The sequence below is a fragment of the Pseudomonas sp. B21-053 genome (genome assembly GCF_026016365.1).
Lineage (GTDB): Bacteria > Pseudomonadota > Gammaproteobacteria > Pseudomonadales > Pseudomonadaceae > Aquipseudomonas > Aquipseudomonas nunensis.
This window is the reverse complement of the sequence record NZ_CP087205.1, coordinates 368393-384166: the sequence shown is the minus strand read 5'-3', so window position 1 is coordinate 384166 and position 15774 is coordinate 368393. Positions and strand designations below refer to the sequence as shown.

Genomic DNA, 15774 nt, shown 5'->3' with positions numbered 1-15774 from the left:
GCCCCTAGGGTGGGCCAAACCCCGTCCGGCGGTGACGCGGTGTGAACTTCGCTTTAAACTGCCACTCCCTTTTCCATCGCCCTCTTTTTAACTCAGCCACGAGTGGAATCCATGACTACCACGCCTAAACCTTTGGTCCTGATCATTCTCGATGGCTTCGGTCACAGTGAGAGCCACGAAGCCAACGCCGTGTACTCGGCGAAGAAGCCAGTCCTGGACCGTCTGACCGCCAGCGTGCCGAACGGCCTGATCTCGGGCAGCGGCATGGACGTCGGCTTGCCGGACGGTCAGATGGGCAACTCCGAAGTCGGCCACATGAACCTCGGCGCGGGCCGCGTGGTGTATCAAGACTTCACCCGCGTGACCAAATCGATCCGCGACGGCGAGTTCTTCGAGAACCCGACCATCTGCGCCGCCGTCGATAAAGCCGTTGCTGCTGGCAAAGCCGTGCACTTCATGGGTCTGCTGTCCGACGGCGGCGTGCACAGCCACCAGGATCACCTGGTCGCCATGGCCGAACTGGCCTTCAAGCGCGGTGCCGAAAAAATCTACCTGCACGCTTTCCTCGACGGTCGCGATACCCCGCCGAAAAGCGCCCAGTCGTCCATCGAACTGCTCGACGCGACGTTCCAGGCCCTCGGCAAAGGCCGGATCGCCAGCATCGTCGGCCGCTATTTCGCCATGGACCGTGACAACCGTTGGGACCGTGTAGCCCAGGCCTACAACCTGATTGTCGACGGCAACGGCGAATTCAACGCCGCCACCGCCCAGGAAGGCCTACAAGCCGCTTACGAGCGTGGCGAGAGCGACGAATTCGTCAAAGCCACCTCGATCGGCGAACCGGTGAAAGTCGAAGGCGGCGACGCCGTGGTGTTCATGAACTTCCGCGCTGACCGCGCCCGTGAACTGACCCGCGTGTTCGTCGAAGACGATTTCAAGGACTTCGAACGGGCTCGCCAGCCAAAACTGGCCGGCTTCGTGATGCTGACCCAATACGCCGCCAGCATTCCTGCACCGTCGGCCTTCGCTGCCGGCAGCCTGGAAAACGTGCTCGGCGATTACCTGGCGAAAAACGGCAAAACCCAACTGCGTATCGCTGAAACCGAAAAATATGCCCACGTGACCTTCTTCTTCTCCGGCGGCCGCGAAGAACCGTTCCCGGGCGAAGAACGCATCCTGATCCCGTCGCCAAAAGTCGCCACCTATGACTTGCAGCCCGAGATGAGCGCCCCGGAAGTCACCGACCGCATCGTCGACGCCATCGAAAACCAGCGTTACGACGTGATCGTGGTCAACTACGCCAACGGCGACATGGTCGGCCACAGCGGCAACCTTGAAGCTGCGGTGAAAGCTGTGGAATGCCTGGACCTGTGCGTCGGTCGCATCACCGCCGCGCTGGAAAAAGTCGGCGGCGAAGCGCTGATCACTGCCGACCACGGCAACTGCGAAAAAATGTCCGACGAAGAAACCCACCAGGCACACACCGCTCACACTACCGAGCCGGTGCCGTTCATCTATGTCGGCAAGCGTGACTTCAAGGTCCGCGATGGCGGCGTATTGGCGGATGTCGCGCCGACCATGCTGATGCTGATGGGCCTGGAAGTCCCGAAAGAAATGACCGGGACTTCGATTCTGGTGTAATCCGGTTTCCAAAACACCGAAAAAACCTGTGGGAGCGAGCCTGCTCGCGAAGAGGGAGTGTCAGTCGATATCGATGTTGACTGACACACCGCTTTCGCGAGCAGGCTCGCTCCCACATTGGTTTTCAGCGTTTTTCGGGCCAGTTATCACACAGTCCCAATTGGGCATTTTTTTTGCGGCGCTTGCCGGGCATACTAGGCCGTCCCTTTCCCTGGTATCACCCGCCTCTATGCTTCGCGTCCTGATAGCCCTCGCTCTGACCTGCCTGCTCCAACCGGCCTTTGCTGACGAGCGCGCGCAAACCCAACAACAGTTGGACGCCACGCGTCAGGACATTGCCGAGCTGAAAAAACTGCTGAGCAAGGTGCAGGAAGAAAAATCCGGTGTGCAAAAGGACCTAAAGGGCACCGAGACCGAGATGGGCAAGCTCGAGAAGCAGGTCGATGCCCTGCAAAAAGAGCTGAAGAAAAGCGAATCCGAGCTGCAGCGACTCGATGGTGAGAAAAAAAAACTCCAGAGCGCGCGCATTGAACAGCAACGACTGATCGCCATCCAGGCCCGCGCGGCCTATCAGAATGGCCGTCAGGAGTACCTTAAGCTGCTGCTCAACCAGCAAAATCCTGAAAAATTCGCCCGCACCCTCACTTATTACGACTACCTGAGCCAGGCCCGCCTGGAGCAGCTGAAGAACTTCAACGAAACCCTGCGCCAATTGGCCAACGTCGAAAAAGACATTTCGATGCAACAGGCTCAGTTGCTGGTGCAAAAAAGCAGCCTCGACAGCCAGCGTGACGAACTCGACAAAGTTCGCCAGGAACGCCAAAAGGCCCTGGCCAAGCTCAACGACGACGTCAAGGCACGCGATCAGAAGCTCGCCGCCCGCGAGCAGGATCAGGCAGACCTGTCTAAAGTCCTTAAAACCATCGAAGAAACCCTGGCTCGCCAGGCTCGTGAGGCAGAAGAAGCGCGACAAAAAGCGCTGATTGCCCAGCAGGAAGCCGAAAAAAAGCGTTTACGTGAGGCTCAGGAACAGGCCGACGCCAACACTGATGCCCCACGCAAACCCGCTAAACCGACACCTGGCGCGCTGGTTTCCAGTTCAGGCGAGACCTTTGGCGGCGCATTTGCTTCAGCCCGCGGCAAACTTCCATGGCCGGTTGATGGTCGACTGTTGGCGCGCTTCGGCGAAAGCCGCGGCGATGATGCCCGGACCAAGTGGGACGGCGTGATGATCAGCGCCTCCGCCGGCAGCCAAGTGCATGCCGTTCACGGTGGCCGTGTAGTGTTCGCCGATTGGTTGCGCGGTGCCGGGCTGCTGGTGATTCTGGACCACGGCAACGGTTTTTTGAGTCTTTATGGTCACAACCAGACGCTGCTCAAGTCTGCGGGTGATGTGGTTAAAGCCGGTGAGTCCATCTCCACTGTCGGTAACAGTGGCGGCCAGGACACACCAGCGCTGTATTTCGCAATTCGTCAGCAGGGTCACCCGAGTGATCCAGCGCAATGGTGCCGTGCGCAAGGATAAGCACGGCATCTAATTCAGGAGTTCGTTCGACATGCTGCATTTGTCCCGCCTTACCTCGCTGGCCCTGACGATCGCCCTGGTGATCGGCGCGCCTCTGGCGTTTGCCGCTCAGCCTGCCCCGGCGGCTGCGCCAGCTCCTGCACCTGCGGGCACCGCTGCAACCACCAAGGCGCCATTGCCTCTGGAAGAGTTGCGCACCTTTGCCGAGGTCATGGACCGGATCAAAGCCGCGTATGTCGAACCGGTAGACGACAAGACCCTGCTGGAAAATGCCATCAAGGGCATGCTCAGCAATCTCGACCCGCACTCCGCCTACCTGGGCCCGGAAGACTTCGCTGAACTGCAGGAAAGCACCAGCGGCGAATTCGGCGGCCTGGGCATCGAAGTCGGTGCCGAAGACGGCTTCATCAAAGTGGTGTCGCCAATCGACGATACCCCGGCCTCCAAGGCCGGCATTCAGGCTGGCGACTTCATCGTCAAGATCAACGGTGCACCGACTCGTGGCCAGACCATGACCGAAGCCGTGGACAAGATGCGCGGCAAGATCGGCCAGAAAATCACTCTGACTCTGGTCCGCGACGGTGGCACGCCATTCGACGTGGTACTGACCCGCGCCACGATCCAGGTCAAGAGCGTCAAGGCGCAGCTGCTGGAATCGGGCTACGGCTACATCCGCATCACCCAGTTCCAGGTCAAGACCGGCGAAGAAGTTTCCAAGGCCCTGGCCAAGCTGCGCAAGGACAACGGCAAGAAGCTCAATGGCATCATCCTCGACCTGCGTAACAACCCGGGCGGCGTGCTGCAAGCCGCGGTGGAAGTGGTCGACCACTTCATCACCAAGGGCCTGATCGTCTACACCAAGGGCCGCATCGCCAACTCCGAACTGCGCTTCTCCGCTACCGGCAAAGACGAAAGCGAAGCGGTGCCAATGGTTGTGCTGATCAACGGCGGCAGCGCCTCGGCTTCGGAAATCGTCGCCGGCGCCTTGCAGGATCAGAAACGCGCTGTGCTGATGGGCACCACCAGTTTCGGCAAAGGTTCGGTACAAACCGTGCTGCCGCTGAACAACGATCGCGCCCTGAAGATCACCACCGCGCTGTACTTCACGCCGAACGGTCGCTCGATCCAGGCGCAGGGCATCGTCCCGGACATCGAAGTGCGCAAGGCCAAGATCACCAACGAACAGGACGGCGAGTACTTCAAGGAAGCCGATCTGCAAGGTCACTTGGGCAATGGCAACGGCGGCGCCGACAAGCCGACGTCCAGCAGCAAAGCCAAGGCAATGCCGCAGGATGACGATTACCAATTGGCCCAGGCCCTGAGCCTGCTCAAAGGGCTGAGCATCACCTCCGGCCGCTGAGATGCGCTTGCGCTTCATCCTCGGTTTGTTGTGCTGTCTGGCGGGTGCTGCTCACGCAGAGCCCGCCAAGACCTCCCCGCACAAGGCTTACCTGACACTGATCATCGATGACCTGGGGCAGAACCTGCCCCGGGATCGTCGCGTGCTCGCCCTGCCCGGCCCGGTGACCACGGCGATCATGCCCGATACACCCCACGCCGCCGAATTCGCCCGCGAGGCTCATCGCGCCGGCAAAGTCGTCATCCTGCACATGCCCATGGACCCGGCCACCGGTCCGTTCGCCTGGCATCCTGACCTGCCCATCGAAGAGCTGGAAAAGCGCCTCAACGCCGCGTTCAAGGCTGTGCCGTACACCGCCGGCATCAACAATCACATGGGCAGTCGCATGACCGCCCAGCAACCGGCCATGGCCTGGTTGATGGCGGACTTGCAGCGCCGGCATAAATTCTTCGTCGACAGCCGCACCAGCGCGCAAACCGTGGGCGCGGCCGAAGCGCAGAAGATTGGCTTGGCGAGTGTTTCGCGGGATGTTTTTCTCGATGATGAGCGAACTGAAGCGGCGATCTTCACCCAGCTGCAAACGGCGATCAGCCTGGCGCATAAGCAAGGTTCGGCGGTGATGATCGGGCATCCGTATCCGCAGACGCTGGCGGTGCTGGAGCGTGAACTGCCGAAGCTGAAGGCTCAGGGAATTGACTGGATCGACATCAAAATGATGATCAGCGTGCGCAGCAATCGGGCGACGGCTGCGCATGGAAAGGATGGAGTGTACCGCTGAAAAGATCGCAGCCTTCGGCAGCTCCTACGCCGAACGCGTTCCCCTGTAGGCGCTGCCGAAGGCTGCGATCTTTTGATTCACCTTAGAGATACTTCGCCATGATGTCGTCCACCACGCCTTCCTTGCGCATCTGATCCAGCGCCGCCTGAAGCTTGGCGACAATCTCATCCGGCACGTCTTTATTCAGCGCCAGGTACAACTCGGCGCTGTTGAAGCGCAGCACGGTCTTGAGTCCGGTCACGCCGTCCTGACGGGCCAGATAACGACCAGCCGGATCGCCCGTGGCCCACAGATCAATCTGGCCGCTGACCAGTTTCCTGGCGTTGTCCTGATCCCGCAGCACCACAATCGGCTTCAAACCCTGCTTGGCCAATGTCTCGGCAATCGCATCGCCCTTGTAGGCGCCGATCTTGTACTTGCGCGCCTGATCCAGCGTCTCGAGGGTGATCTTGCTGTCCGCCTTGGCCAGCATGATCCAGTCATCCGGGCCGATTGGGCCGACCCACTTGAAGAGCTTCTCGCGATCCGGCAGCCGCGCCATCACAAACACGCCATAACCGGGTTTCTCCAGGGCGAGTTTGTAGATGCGCTCCCAGGGGAACCGCAGGGTCAGGCTGTAGGTAATGTCGGTGCGCTTGAACATCTCGCGGACGATGTCCACGGCGATGCCGTTGATGTTCTCGTCCTGAGCGAAGTTTTTGCCGTTCTTTGCCATGTTGTATGGCGGGAAGTTTTCCGTCAGCAGCACCAGATCGGTGGCGGGACTTTCTTCGGCGCGGGCTCCGTTGATGAGCAACAGAGAAGCGCTGGCGAGGACGAGAAGAAAACGTTTGAACATGTCGGGCTACCGGAATCCATGGCGTGCCCAAGAGTGCCCTGAGCCCGCCATGCTGTCCACTGGCCTGTATCGCTTTGTTTAGCGCATCACGATTCCGCGATGGGCCATGTAGGCCTTGGCTTCCTGCACGGTGTATTCGCCGAAGTGGAAAATACTCGCCGCCAGCACCGCGCTGGCGTGGCCTTCGATGATGCCGTCGGCCAAATGCTGCAGGTTGCCGACGCCGCCGGAAGCGATCACCGGAATACCCAACGCATCGCTGATGGCACGGGTGACGCCAAGGTCGAAACCGTTTTTCATGCCGTCCTGATCCATGCTGGTCAGCAGGATTTCACCAGCGCCCAAACCTTCCATCTTCTTCGCCCATTCAACGGCGTCGAGACCGGTCGGCTTGCGCCCGCCGTGGGTGAAGATTTCCCAGCGCGGAGTTTCGCCCGGACCGGAGACCTTCTTCGCGTCGATGGCGACGACGATGCACTGCGAACCGAAATGCTGCGCCGCTTCACCGACGAATTCCGGGTTGAACACGGCAGCAGTGTTGATCGAGACCTTGTCCGCGCCGGCATTCAGCAAGTTGCGAATGTCCTGCACGGTGCGCACGCCGCCACCCACGGTCAGCGGGATAAACACCTGGCTGGCCATGCGCTCGACGGTATGCAGCGTGGTGTCGCGACCATCGACGCTAGCGGTGATGTCGAGGAAGGTAATCTCGTCGGCACCCTGCTCGTCGTAACGACGGGCGATTTCCACCGGGTCACCGGCGTCGCGGATGTTTTCGAACTTCACACCTTTGACGACCCGGCCGTTATCCACGTCCAGGCAAGGGATGATGCGTTTGGCCAGCGCCATGGTCAGTCCTCAGCCTTTGTACGAATCGCAGAAAGCTTGCGCTTCAGCGACGTCGAGGGTGCCTTCGTAGATCGCCCGGCCGGTGATGGCGCCGATGATGCCTGGCGCCTTGGCGTCGAGCAGCGACTTGATGTCACCCAGGTTGTGAATACCGCCAGAAGCGATCACAGGAATACGCGTGGCAGCGGCCAGCGCAGCAGTGAACGGAACGTTGCAGCCCTGCATCATGCCGTCTTTGGCGATGTCGGTATAAACGATCGCGGACACGCCGTCGGCTTCGAACTGCTTGGCCAGGTCGATCACCTGAATGGTGCTGATTTCAGCCCAACCGTCGGTGGCGACAAAACCGTCTTTAGCGTCGAGGCCAACGATGACCTTGCCCGGGAACGCGCGGCAGGCTTCTGCGACAAAGGCCGGATCTTTCACAGCCTTGGTGCCGATGATCACGTAGCTAACGCCAGCCTTGACGTAGTGCTCGATGGTTTCCAGGGAACGGATACCGCCGCCGATCTGGATCGGCAGGTTCGGGTAGCGCTTGGCAATCGCGGTGACCACTTCGCCGTTGACCGGTTGGCCTTCGAACGCGCCGTTCAAATCGACCAGATGCAGACGACGGCAACCGCCCTCCACCCACTTGGCAGCCATGCTCACCGGGTCATCGGAGAACACCGTGGAATCTTCCATGCGGCCCTGGCGCAGACGAACACAGGCACCGTCCTTGAGATCGATAGCGGGAATAATCAGCATCTGGCAAACCTTCAAATTCGATTGTTCAGCTTCGCTCGGAAATCAGTTTTTCTCGAGCGCCCACAGGTCGCTTTCGATGCTTTCGAACCTTTCTTTTAGGTGCGTCTGCACATCGAAAATCGCCCTGTTGTAATAGTGCGGCGCAATTTCGCGGGTAAACAGCTCAAGAATTTCCGCCGCTTCGAACGAACCCAGGTCCAGTTCGAAGCGATCCTCCATGAACCGCTTGATCTTGTGATTGGCCTCGTTCTCCTGTTCGGGAGTGAGGGTCAGGATCGGCGGTTTGGACTTCTTGACGGCCATTTACCAGCGACCATCCCACGCGGCGAAGTTCTGCAGCAATTGCAGGCCATGGGTATGGCTTTTCTCCGGGTGGAACTGCACGGCGAAACGCGAGCCATCGGCCAGCGCCGCAGCGAAATCGACACCGTAATGACCGCCACCCACCACTTGCCGCGGGTTGCCGGCAGCGATGTAGTAGCTGTGCACGAAGTAGAAACGCGCCAGGTCCGGAATGTTGTGCCACAGCGGATGACTCACCGTCTGCTTCACTTCGTTCCAGCCCATGTGCGGGACTTTCAGGTGTTCGCCGTCTTCATGCAGGTCTTTGCCGAAGAACTTCACCGCGCCCGGGAACAGGCCGATGCAGTCCACGCCGTCGTTTTCTTCACTGCTGTCGAGCAAGGCTTGCATGCCGACGCAGATGCCGAGGAACGGACGGTCCTGACTGACTTCACGCACGAGGGAGTCGAAACCCAAACGACGGATCTCCGCCATGCAGTCGCGAATCGCGCCGACGCCGGGAAAAACCACCCGGTCGGCTTCGCGAATCACATCGGCATCGCTGGTGATCAAGACCTTGCCGGCACCGACGTGCTCGAGGGCCTTGGCCACCGAGTGCAGGTTGCCCATGCCGTAATCGATAACCGCGACCGTCTGCATTACAGAACGCCCTTGGTCGATGGCATTTGCCCGGCCATGCGGTCATCCAGCTCTACCGCCATGCGCAGGGCGCGGCCGAAAGCCTTGAACACGGTTTCGATCTGGTGGTGAGTGTTGGTGCCGCGCAGGTTGTCGATGTGCAGGCTGACGAGCGCATGGTTAACGAAGCCCTGGAAGAATTCCTGGAACAGGTCAACGTCGAAGCCGCCAACGGTGGCGCGGGTATAGGGAACGTGCATCTGCAGGCCAGGACGGCCGGAGAAGTCGATCACTACGCGCGACAGCGCTTCATCGAGCGGCACGTAGGCGTGGCCGTAGCGACGGATGCCTTTCTTGTCGCCGATGGCTTTGGCAAAGGCCTGACCCAGGGTGATACCGACGTCTTCCACGGTGTGGTGGTCGTCGATATGCAGGTCGCCCTTGCTGACAATATCCAGGTCGATCAGCCCGTGACGGGCGATCTGGTCCAGCATGTGCTCAAGAAAAGGAACACCGATATCAAATCGGGCCTTTCCGGTGCCATCCAGGTTGATCGAGGCTTTGATCTGGGTTTCCAGAGTGTCGCGCTCGACAGACGCCTTACGTTCGGCCATCACCAGCTCCGCAAAATCATTGGGCGAAAAAGGCAGCCATTATAGGGGCGCGGGCCGGAAACAGAAACACGAGACGTGATATGGCTGACGGACAGACTCCCGGGTTGTCGGGGATAGACATGTCCATACAAGCCATTTGCCGCACACACAAAACAAATGTGGGGGCGGGCTTGCTCGCGAATGCGGTGTGTCAGCCAACATTCATGTCGACTGACACGCCCTCTTCGCGAGCAAGCCCGCTCCCACAGGGGTAGTGCGTTTACAGACTTAGTGGAACAGAACCGCTGTCTTCTGCAAGGTCACCCACACACCCCACGCCAACGGAATCCCCACCACCAGCCAAGCGGCAATCGCCAATGGCTTGGTGCCCGGCGCAGCTTTCCACTCCAGCACGGTGCTGCTGTCAGCACCTTTGTCGTGGCCCAGCGCCTGTTCGGCGGCCAGTTCAGCGTCGGTCATGAAGTACTTGTCGGCCACCGGACGCACCAGCAGGTTGCACAGGAAACCCAGCACCAGCAGGCCCGCGAGGATGTACAGCGTGATGTCGTAAGCCGCGGCACGTTCAACGCCGATGCTCAGTTGATACTCACGCAGGTAGTTCACCAACACCGGACCCAACACGCCCGCCGCTGCCCACGCCGTCAGCAGACGACCGTGGATCGCGCCGACCATTTGTGTACCGAAGAGGTCAGCCAGGTAAGCCGGAACGGTCGCGAAACCGCCGCCGTACATCGACAGGATGATGCAGAACGCCGCCACGAACAGCGCAACGTTACCCAGGTGACCGAGGTTCGGGATCAGCGCGTACAGGGCAAAGCCCAAGGCGAAGAACACGAAATAGGTGTTTTTACGACCCAGGTAATCGGAGAACGAAGCCCAGAAGAACCGGCCGCCGATGTTGAACAGGCTCAGCAAGCCAGTGAAACCGGCCGCAATCGCTGCGATCGAAGCCAGTTGCCCGGCGTCCAGTTGACCGAACGGCAGGTCTACACCAATCAATTTGCCGCCGAACACTTCCTGCAACAGTGGCGAAGCCATGCCGAGGATGCCGATACCGGCGGATACGTTCAGGCACAGCACCAGCCACACCAGACGGAATTGCGGGGTTTTCCAGGCGACGTTCACGTGGACGTGACGATGAGTGATCATCGCGTTCGCCACTTTTTTCGCCGGAGCGGTCCAGCCTTCAGGCTTCCAGCCGGTTGGCGGAACGCGGTAGGACAGCGCGCCACCGATCATGAACACGAAGTAGATCGCGGCCATCACCAGGAAGCTCTGCCACACGCCCACGCCGGTCGGCGAAGCAAAGTGGCCCATCAGGGCCGCTGCCAGCGGAGCGCCAACCATCGCGCCACCACCGAAACCCATGATCGCCATGCCCGTCGCCATACCGCGCTTGTCCGGGAACCACTTGATCAGGGTCGAGACCGGCGAGATGTAACCCAGGCCCAGGCCGATACCGCCAATGACCCCGGAGCCAACCCACATCAGCCAGATCTGGTGGGTATAAATCCCCAGCGCCGAAATCAGCAGACCACCGCACCAGCACAGCGCCGATACAACGCCAGCCTTACGCGGCCCGGCGTGTTCCAGCCAGCCACCCCAGATCGCTGCCGAGCAGCCGAGGAAGATGAAGAACAGGGTGTAGATCCAGCCGAGCATCGAGATCGGCCAGTCACATTGGGACGAGAAGATTTGCGAGATGAAGCTCATGTCCGGCGCACAAGCGACCGGAGCGGTGACGCCCAGAGCCTTGGACAGCGGCAACCAGAACACCGAGAAGCCGTAGGCCATGCCGATGCACAGGTGAATGGCCAAAGCGGCCGGTGGTACCAGCCAACGGTTGAAACCGGGCTTGGCGATAATGCGCTCCTTAGACAGGAACGCGGGCTGGCCGGCTACTACGCCGTCCGCCGTGATGCTCGTGCTCATTGTGTATCCCCCAATTATTAGTATGGTTCGCCAGCCACTCCTCACCTCCGGCCTTTATGCACGCAGGCATGACCTTTTTTAAGTGAAGCTCCATTTAGGCGCGACGTTAAGTCGCAGAAGGACGGACGAACCCGCAGAGGTTACCATTTGCTCGTGACAGAAAAACCAAACTGACATCACCTTTTGTATGTCGTCTGACCTCTTTTCTCTGTAGGCGCAGCCTTCGGCAGCGCCTACAGAGGTGATATCTGTAAAAATTTCTTACAGGAACCGCCATGCCGATCATCGTCGAGCCGCTGAACGAAGCCACTTACCAGGATCAGCAAGATCTGCAAAAGATCTACCGCGACGCGCCGGACTGGCTGTTTGCGCCATTTGCCGGTGAAGTGCAGTTGATTGAGGGTTGCCTGCGGGACGGCTCGCTGATCGCCGGGCGCTTCAACGATCGGCTACTCGGTGCGGCACGTCTGCAACGTCAACAGGACGTCTGGCATCTGTCGCAAATTTGCGTGAGAAAAATTACCCGTCGCCGTGGGGTGGCGGAGCGCCTGGTGAACGAAGCACGGAAAATGGCGTCGCAATCGGGCGCGACATTACGTTTGCTGGCGCCTGCCGGGCACTTGGAAGCCCAGGCACTGGCGGCCAAACTGAACGTGCCGCTGGACGTGCTGCCCATATGAACTGACCGGTCGTCAGTTTCGGAGCGCTATACTCCCCGGCTAAATTTTGAATTCGACTAACTACAAGGACTCGCCCATGAAAGCGTTCGGCAAAATCCTGGGTCTGGTACTTCTCGGGCTGTTGCTGATCATTGTGGCGCTGGGCTTTGCCCTGACGCACCTCTTCGATCCCAACGACTATAAAGACGAGATTCGCCAGATTGCCCGCGACAAGGCCCACATCGAGCTGACGCTCAATGGCGACATCGGTTGGAGCCTGTTCCCGTGGCTAGGCCTGGAATTGCACGAAGCCAGTGTCGCGACCCTGGTCAAACCCACCGAACCGTTCGCTGACCTGCAAATGCTCGGCCTGTCGGTGCGCGTGCTGCCGCTGCTGCGCCGTGAAGTGCAGATGAGCGATGTCCGCGTCGAAGGCCTGAACCTGCGCCTGAACCGCGACAAGGACGGCCACGGCAACTGGGAAGACATCGGCAAGATCCCGGCCCCGGCGAATACCGGTGCGACCCCGCCCGCCGTTCCCGCTGGCGAACCGGCCCCGGAAGCCCCGGTCGTCGCGGAAAAACCACCGCAGCCGATCCGCCTGGACATCGACAGCCTGACCGTGAACAACGCGCGGGTTGAATACAACGATGAGAAAACCGGCAAGAGCTACACCGCCGAAAGCATCCAGATGAGCACCGGCGCGGTTCACGACTCGACCAATATTCCGCTCAAACTCACCGCGTTCCTGTCCTCCAACCAGCCGGCGTTGCGTGTGCGTACCGAGCTGAACGGCGAGTTGCGCATTGCCCGCGCGCTCCAGCGTTACCAGTTCGAAGACATGAAGCTGTCGGGCGAAGTGACCGGCGACCCGCTGCAAGGCAAGACCATGACCTTCGCCGCCCAAGGTCAGTTGCTGCTGGATAAAGCAGCCAACGTCGCCGAATGGACCGGTATCAAGATCTCCGCCAACCAATTGCGTGCCTTGGGTGAACTGAAGGTCAACGACCTCGACAAGACGCCGCAGATCAATGGCGGTCTGTCGATTGCCCAGTTTGACCTGGCGAAATTCGTCGACAGCATCGGCCAGAAACTCCCAGCCATGGCCGAGGGCAGCCTGAGCAAAGTCGAACTGGTCAGCCGTCTGGCCGGCACGCCGACCAGCCTGTCGTTCGACAACATCAACCTGAAAGTCGATGACAGCAGCTTCAGCGGCCGCATCGCCATCGAGGACTTCGCCAAACAATCGCTGCGCGCCATCCTCAAGGCTGACACGTTCAACGTCGACCGTTACCTGCCACCAAAATCCGCCGAAGCGAACAGCGCCACGCAAGTGCGTCAGGCCGAAGTGGCCAGCACCGAGGCCGATGCCATGGCCGGCGCGGGCAGCACACCGCTGCCGGAATCACCGACCAAAGGCGCGTGGAGCACCGAGCGCCTGTTGCCGGTGGAACGCCTGGCTAAACTCGACGTGGATGCCGACCTGACCTTCGGCCAACTGACCCTCGACAAACTGCCGATCCAGAACGCAGCGCTCAAGGCCAACGGCCAGGGCGGCCTGCTGACACTGGAGAACCTGCGCGGTGACTTGTACAACGGCAACTTCGAAGCCAAGGGCACCCTCGACGTGCGTCAGCAAGTACCAGCGCTGAGCATGCAGACCCACATCACCAAAGTGCCGGTGGAAAAAATCCTCGAAAGCCAGGGCAAGAATCCGCCCGTCAAAGGCCTGGTGACGCTCACCAGCGCACTGACCGGCAGCGGCAACAGCCAGAAAGCGCTGGTCGAAACCCTCAACGGCAACGCCAGTTTTGTCATCAACAATGGCGTGCTGCTCAACGCCAACCTTGAGCAACAACTGTGCAAAGGCATCGCCACCCTGAACCGCAAAAGCCTCAGCGGCGAACCGCGGGGCAAGGACACACCGTTCCAGGAACTCAAGGGCAACCTGACCTTCCGCAACGGCGTGGCCAGCAACCCGGACATGAAAGTGCGCATCCCGGGCATGACCGTCAACGGTGACGGCGACGTCGATCTGCGGGTGTTGGGCATGGACTATCGCGTCGGCATCATCGTCGAAGGCGACACCAGCGCGATGCCCGATCCGGCTTGCCAGGTTGGCGAGAAGTTCGTCGGCATCGAGTGGCCGCTGCGCTGCCGTGGCCCGCTGGAACTCGGCGCCAAGGCGTGCCGCGTGGACAACGAACGCATGGGCCAGGTCGCCGCCAAACTGGCGGGCGAGAAGCTCAGCGACAAGATCGACGAGAAGCTCGGTGACAAGGTCAGCCCGGAACTTAAAAACGCGTTGAAGGGGCTGTTCAAGCGATGAGAGCCGAGCAGTTTTCATCGGCGGTGCTGGATTGGTACGACCGCCACGGCCGCCACGATTTGCCCTGGCAACAGGGCATCACCCCGTATCGGGTGTGGGTCTCGGAAATCATGTTGCAGCAGACCCAGGTCAGCACCGTGCTGAATTACTTCGACCGCTTCATGGCCTCGCTGCCAACGGTCGAAGCCCTGGCCGCCGCAACGGAAGACGAAGTGCTGCACCTGTGGACAGGCCTCGGTTACTACACCCGTGCGCGCAACTTGCAGAAGACCGCGAAGATCGTCGTCGCTGAATATGGCGGCGAGTTTCCCCGGGATGTGGAAAAACTGGTTGAGCTGCCGGGCATCGGTTTGTCCACGGCCGGCGCCATCGCCAGCCTGAGCATGGGCTTGCGCGCGCCGATCCTCGACGGCAACGTCAAACGCGTGCTGGCGCGCTTTACCGCGCAAGAGGGCTATCCGGGCGAGCCGAAGGTCGCGAAACAGCTCTGGGCGAACGCTGAGCGCTTTACGCCGCATGATCGGGTCAACGCCTACACCCAGGCGATGATGGATCTGGGCGCCACACTCTGCACCCGCAGCAAACCGAGCTGCCTGCTCTGTCCGCTGGAAAAGGGCTGCGAAGCGCACATGCTCGGCCTGGAAACCCGCTACCCGATCCCCAAGCCGCGCAAAGCCGTACCGCAGAAGCGCACGCTGATGCCAATGCTCGCCAACGGCGAAGGCGCGATTCTGCTTTACCGTCGCCCTTCCTCGGGCCTGTGGGGCGGTTTGTGGAGCTTGCCGGAACTCGATGACCTCGACGACCTGCAACACCTCGCCACGCAGCATTCGCTGGAGCTGGGCAGCCAACAAGCGCTGCCGGCCCTGGTGCACACGTTTAGCCACTTCCAGTTGTCCATCGAACCCTGGCTGGTCCAGGTCCAGGAGGCCGGCCATCACGTGGCCGAGGCCGACTGGCTCTGGTATAACCTCGCCACCCCGCCGCGCCTGGGCCTTGCCGCCCCGGTCAAAACCTTGCTCGAACGCGCGGCCGCCGTATTGAACGCAGGAGAGTCGTCATGACCCGCACCATCATGTGCCGCAAGTACAAAGAAGAATTGCCCGCCTTGGAGCGCGCTCCGTTCCCTGGCGCAAAAGGCCAGGACATTTTTGATCACGTCTCCGCCAAGGCCTGGGCCGACTGGCAGAAACACCAGACCCTGCTGATCAACGAAAAACGCCTGAACATGATGAACGCCGAAGATCGCAAATATCTTCAGGGCGAGATGGACAAGTTCTTTTCCGGCGAGGAATACGCTCAGGCTGAAGGCTACGTTCCGCCAGCTGAATAATCCCGTTGTTGTGGGGGTCGGAACGTAAGCGACGGTAATAATTAAAATTTTTTTGAAAACTTTCTTGACGACCCCCTGAAAAACCAGTTTAATGCGCCCCGTTGCCCAGATAGCTCAGTCGGTAGAGCAGGGGATTGAAAATCCCCGTGTCGGCGGTTCGATTCCGTCTCTGGGCACCAAATACCGAAAACCCTGAATCGCAAGATTCAGGGTTTTTTTATGCCTGCGATTTGATCAGGCACGGTTTA

At 60.2% G+C, this 15774-nt stretch carries 15 protein-coding genes and 1 tRNA gene; 9 read left to right on the top strand and 7 right to left on the bottom strand.

Annotated features, from left to right (window positions below; all coding sequences use genetic code 11):
• Positions 1-111: 111 nt before the first annotated feature.
• From gpmI to LOY68_RS01705, 4 genes are all read left to right on the top strand, one after another.
• Positions 112-1641: a 2,3-bisphosphoglycerate-independent phosphoglycerate mutase gene (gene gpmI, locus LOY68_RS01720; protein ID WP_265042565.1), complete on the top strand. Its 1530-nt coding sequence runs from the start codon at positions 112-114 to the stop codon at positions 1639-1641.
• Between the two features lie 229 nt (positions 1642-1870).
• Positions 1871-3166 (top strand): murein hydrolase activator EnvC family protein, encoded by a 1296-nt coding sequence (locus tag LOY68_RS01715; RefSeq protein ID WP_054055294.1) that lies wholly within the window; start codon positions 1871-1873, stop codon positions 3164-3166.
• 31 nt (positions 3167-3197) lie between these two features.
• Positions 3198-4526, top strand: a complete 1329-nt coding sequence (locus LOY68_RS01710; RefSeq protein WP_054616492.1) for a S41 family peptidase — start codon at positions 3198-3200, stop codon at positions 4524-4526.
• Position 4527: 1 nt separating this feature from the next.
• Positions 4528-5304 (top strand): divergent polysaccharide deacetylase family protein, encoded by a 777-nt coding sequence (locus LOY68_RS01705; protein WP_054616493.1) that lies wholly within the window; start codon positions 4528-4530, stop codon positions 5302-5304.
• 82 nt (positions 5305-5386) lie between these two features.
• Here LOY68_RS01705 and LOY68_RS01700 read toward each other — a convergent pair whose 3' ends face one another.
• The 7 genes from LOY68_RS01700 to LOY68_RS01670 form a co-directional block, all read right to left on the bottom strand.
• Positions 5387-6142 (bottom strand): substrate-binding periplasmic protein, encoded by a 756-nt coding sequence (locus LOY68_RS01700; protein ID WP_054616494.1) that lies wholly within the window; start codon positions 6140-6142, stop codon positions 5387-5389.
• Positions 6143-6220: 78 nt separating this feature from the next.
• The gene (gene hisF, locus LOY68_RS01695; RefSeq protein WP_007972752.1) at positions 6221-6991 is read right to left on the bottom strand and encodes an imidazole glycerol phosphate synthase subunit HisF; all 771 of its coding nucleotides are present in this window, start codon (positions 6989-6991) and stop codon (positions 6221-6223) included.
• A 9-nt stretch (positions 6992-7000) separates the two neighbouring features.
• Positions 7001-7738 (bottom strand): 1-(5-phosphoribosyl)-5-[(5-phosphoribosylamino)methylideneamino]imidazole-4-carboxamide isomerase, encoded by a 738-nt coding sequence (hisA, locus tag LOY68_RS01690; protein WP_010464588.1) that lies wholly within the window; start codon positions 7736-7738, stop codon positions 7001-7003.
• 42 nt (positions 7739-7780) lie between these two features.
• Positions 7781-8041, bottom strand: a complete 261-nt coding sequence (locus LOY68_RS01685) for a DUF2164 domain-containing protein (protein ID WP_054616495.1) — start codon at positions 8039-8041, stop codon at positions 7781-7783.
• A complete protein-coding gene (gene hisH / locus LOY68_RS01680; protein WP_033058292.1) occupies positions 8042-8680 on the bottom strand; it encodes an imidazole glycerol phosphate synthase subunit HisH in 639 nt (212 codons plus the stop codon).
• Positions 8680-9273 carry an imidazoleglycerol-phosphate dehydratase HisB gene (hisB, locus tag LOY68_RS01675; RefSeq protein ID WP_003218037.1) on the bottom strand — a complete coding sequence of 198 codons (594 nt, stop codon included), beginning with the start codon at positions 9271-9273 and terminating at the stop codon, positions 8680-8682. The genes hisH and hisB overlap by 1 nt, the downstream gene beginning before the upstream one ends.
• Positions 9274-9540: 267 nt before the next feature.
• Positions 9541-11205 carry an OFA family MFS transporter gene (locus LOY68_RS01670; protein WP_265042537.1) on the bottom strand — a complete coding sequence of 555 codons (1665 nt, stop codon included), beginning with the start codon at positions 11203-11205 and terminating at the stop codon, positions 9541-9543.
• 275 nt (positions 11206-11480) lie between these two features.
• Between LOY68_RS01670 and LOY68_RS01665 the strand changes: the two genes are divergently transcribed.
• The 5 genes from LOY68_RS01665 (at position 11481) to LOY68_RS01645 (ending at position 15705) form a co-directional block, all read left to right on the top strand.
• Positions 11481-11885, top strand: a complete 405-nt coding sequence (locus LOY68_RS01665) for an acetyl-CoA sensor PanZ family protein (protein WP_163907801.1) — start codon at positions 11481-11483, stop codon at positions 11883-11885.
• Positions 11886-11961: 76 nt separating this feature from the next.
• Positions 11962-14193 carry an AsmA family protein gene (locus tag LOY68_RS01660; protein ID WP_054054385.1) on the top strand — a complete coding sequence of 744 codons (2232 nt, stop codon included), beginning with the start codon at positions 11962-11964 and terminating at the stop codon, positions 14191-14193.
• Positions 14190-15257 (top strand): A/G-specific adenine glycosylase, encoded by a 1068-nt coding sequence (mutY, locus tag LOY68_RS01655; protein ID WP_265042536.1) that lies wholly within the window; start codon positions 14190-14192, stop codon positions 15255-15257. The genes LOY68_RS01660 and mutY overlap by 4 nt, the downstream gene beginning before the upstream one ends.
• Entirely contained in the window at positions 15254-15526 is a 273-nt protein-coding gene (locus LOY68_RS01650) for an oxidative damage protection protein (RefSeq protein ID WP_054054381.1), read from the top strand. The genes mutY and LOY68_RS01650 overlap by 4 nt, the downstream gene beginning before the upstream one ends.
• 103 nt (positions 15527-15629) lie before the next feature.
• Positions 15630-15705: transfer RNA gene (locus LOY68_RS01645), tRNA-Phe, on the top strand.
• The last annotated feature ends 69 nt before the right edge of the window (positions 15706-15774 follow it).

Bases quoted from the DNA above. Each gene is read 5' to 3' on its own strand.
- LOY68_RS01665 (WP_163907801.1), top strand. From the start codon at position 11,481: ATGCCGATCATCGTCGAGCCGCTGAACGAAGCCACTTACCAGGATCAG.
- LOY68_RS01670 (WP_265042537.1), bottom strand. From the start codon at position 11,205: ATGAGCACGAGCATCACGGCGGACGGCGTAGTAGCCGGCCAGCCCGCG.
- hisF (WP_007972752.1), bottom strand. From the start codon at position 6,991: ATGGCGCTGGCCAAACGCATCATCCCTTGCCTGGACGTGGATAACGGC.
- mutY (WP_265042536.1), top strand. From the start codon at position 14,190: ATGAGAGCCGAGCAGTTTTCATCGGCGGTGCTGGATTGGTACGACCGC.
- LOY68_RS01715 (WP_054055294.1), top strand. From the start codon at position 1,871: ATGCTTCGCGTCCTGATAGCCCTCGCTCTGACCTGCCTGCTCCAACCG.
- LOY68_RS01700 (WP_054616494.1), bottom strand. From the start codon at position 6,142: ATGTTCAAACGTTTTCTTCTCGTCCTCGCCAGCGCTTCTCTGTTGCTC.
- hisH (WP_033058292.1), bottom strand. From the start codon at position 8,680: ATGCAGACGGTCGCGGTTATCGATTACGGCATGGGCAACCTGCACTCG.
- LOY68_RS01660 (WP_054054385.1), top strand. From the start codon at position 11,962: ATGAAAGCGTTCGGCAAAATCCTGGGTCTGGTACTTCTCGGGCTGTTG.
- LOY68_RS01650 (WP_054054381.1), top strand. From the start codon at position 15,254: ATGACCCGCACCATCATGTGCCGCAAGTACAAAGAAGAATTGCCCGCC.
- hisB (WP_003218037.1), bottom strand. From the start codon at position 9,273: ATGGCCGAACGTAAGGCGTCTGTCGAGCGCGACACTCTGGAAACCCAG.
- gpmI (WP_265042565.1), top strand. From the start codon at position 112: ATGACTACCACGCCTAAACCTTTGGTCCTGATCATTCTCGATGGCTTC.
- hisA (WP_010464588.1), bottom strand. From the start codon at position 7,738: ATGCTGATTATTCCCGCTATCGATCTCAAGGACGGTGCCTGTGTTCGT.
- LOY68_RS01710 (WP_054616492.1), top strand. From the start codon at position 3,198: ATGCTGCATTTGTCCCGCCTTACCTCGCTGGCCCTGACGATCGCCCTG.
- LOY68_RS01685 (WP_054616495.1), bottom strand. From the start codon at position 8,041: ATGGCCGTCAAGAAGTCCAAACCGCCGATCCTGACCCTCACTCCCGAA.
- LOY68_RS01705 (WP_054616493.1), top strand. From the start codon at position 4,528: ATGCGCTTGCGCTTCATCCTCGGTTTGTTGTGCTGTCTGGCGGGTGCT.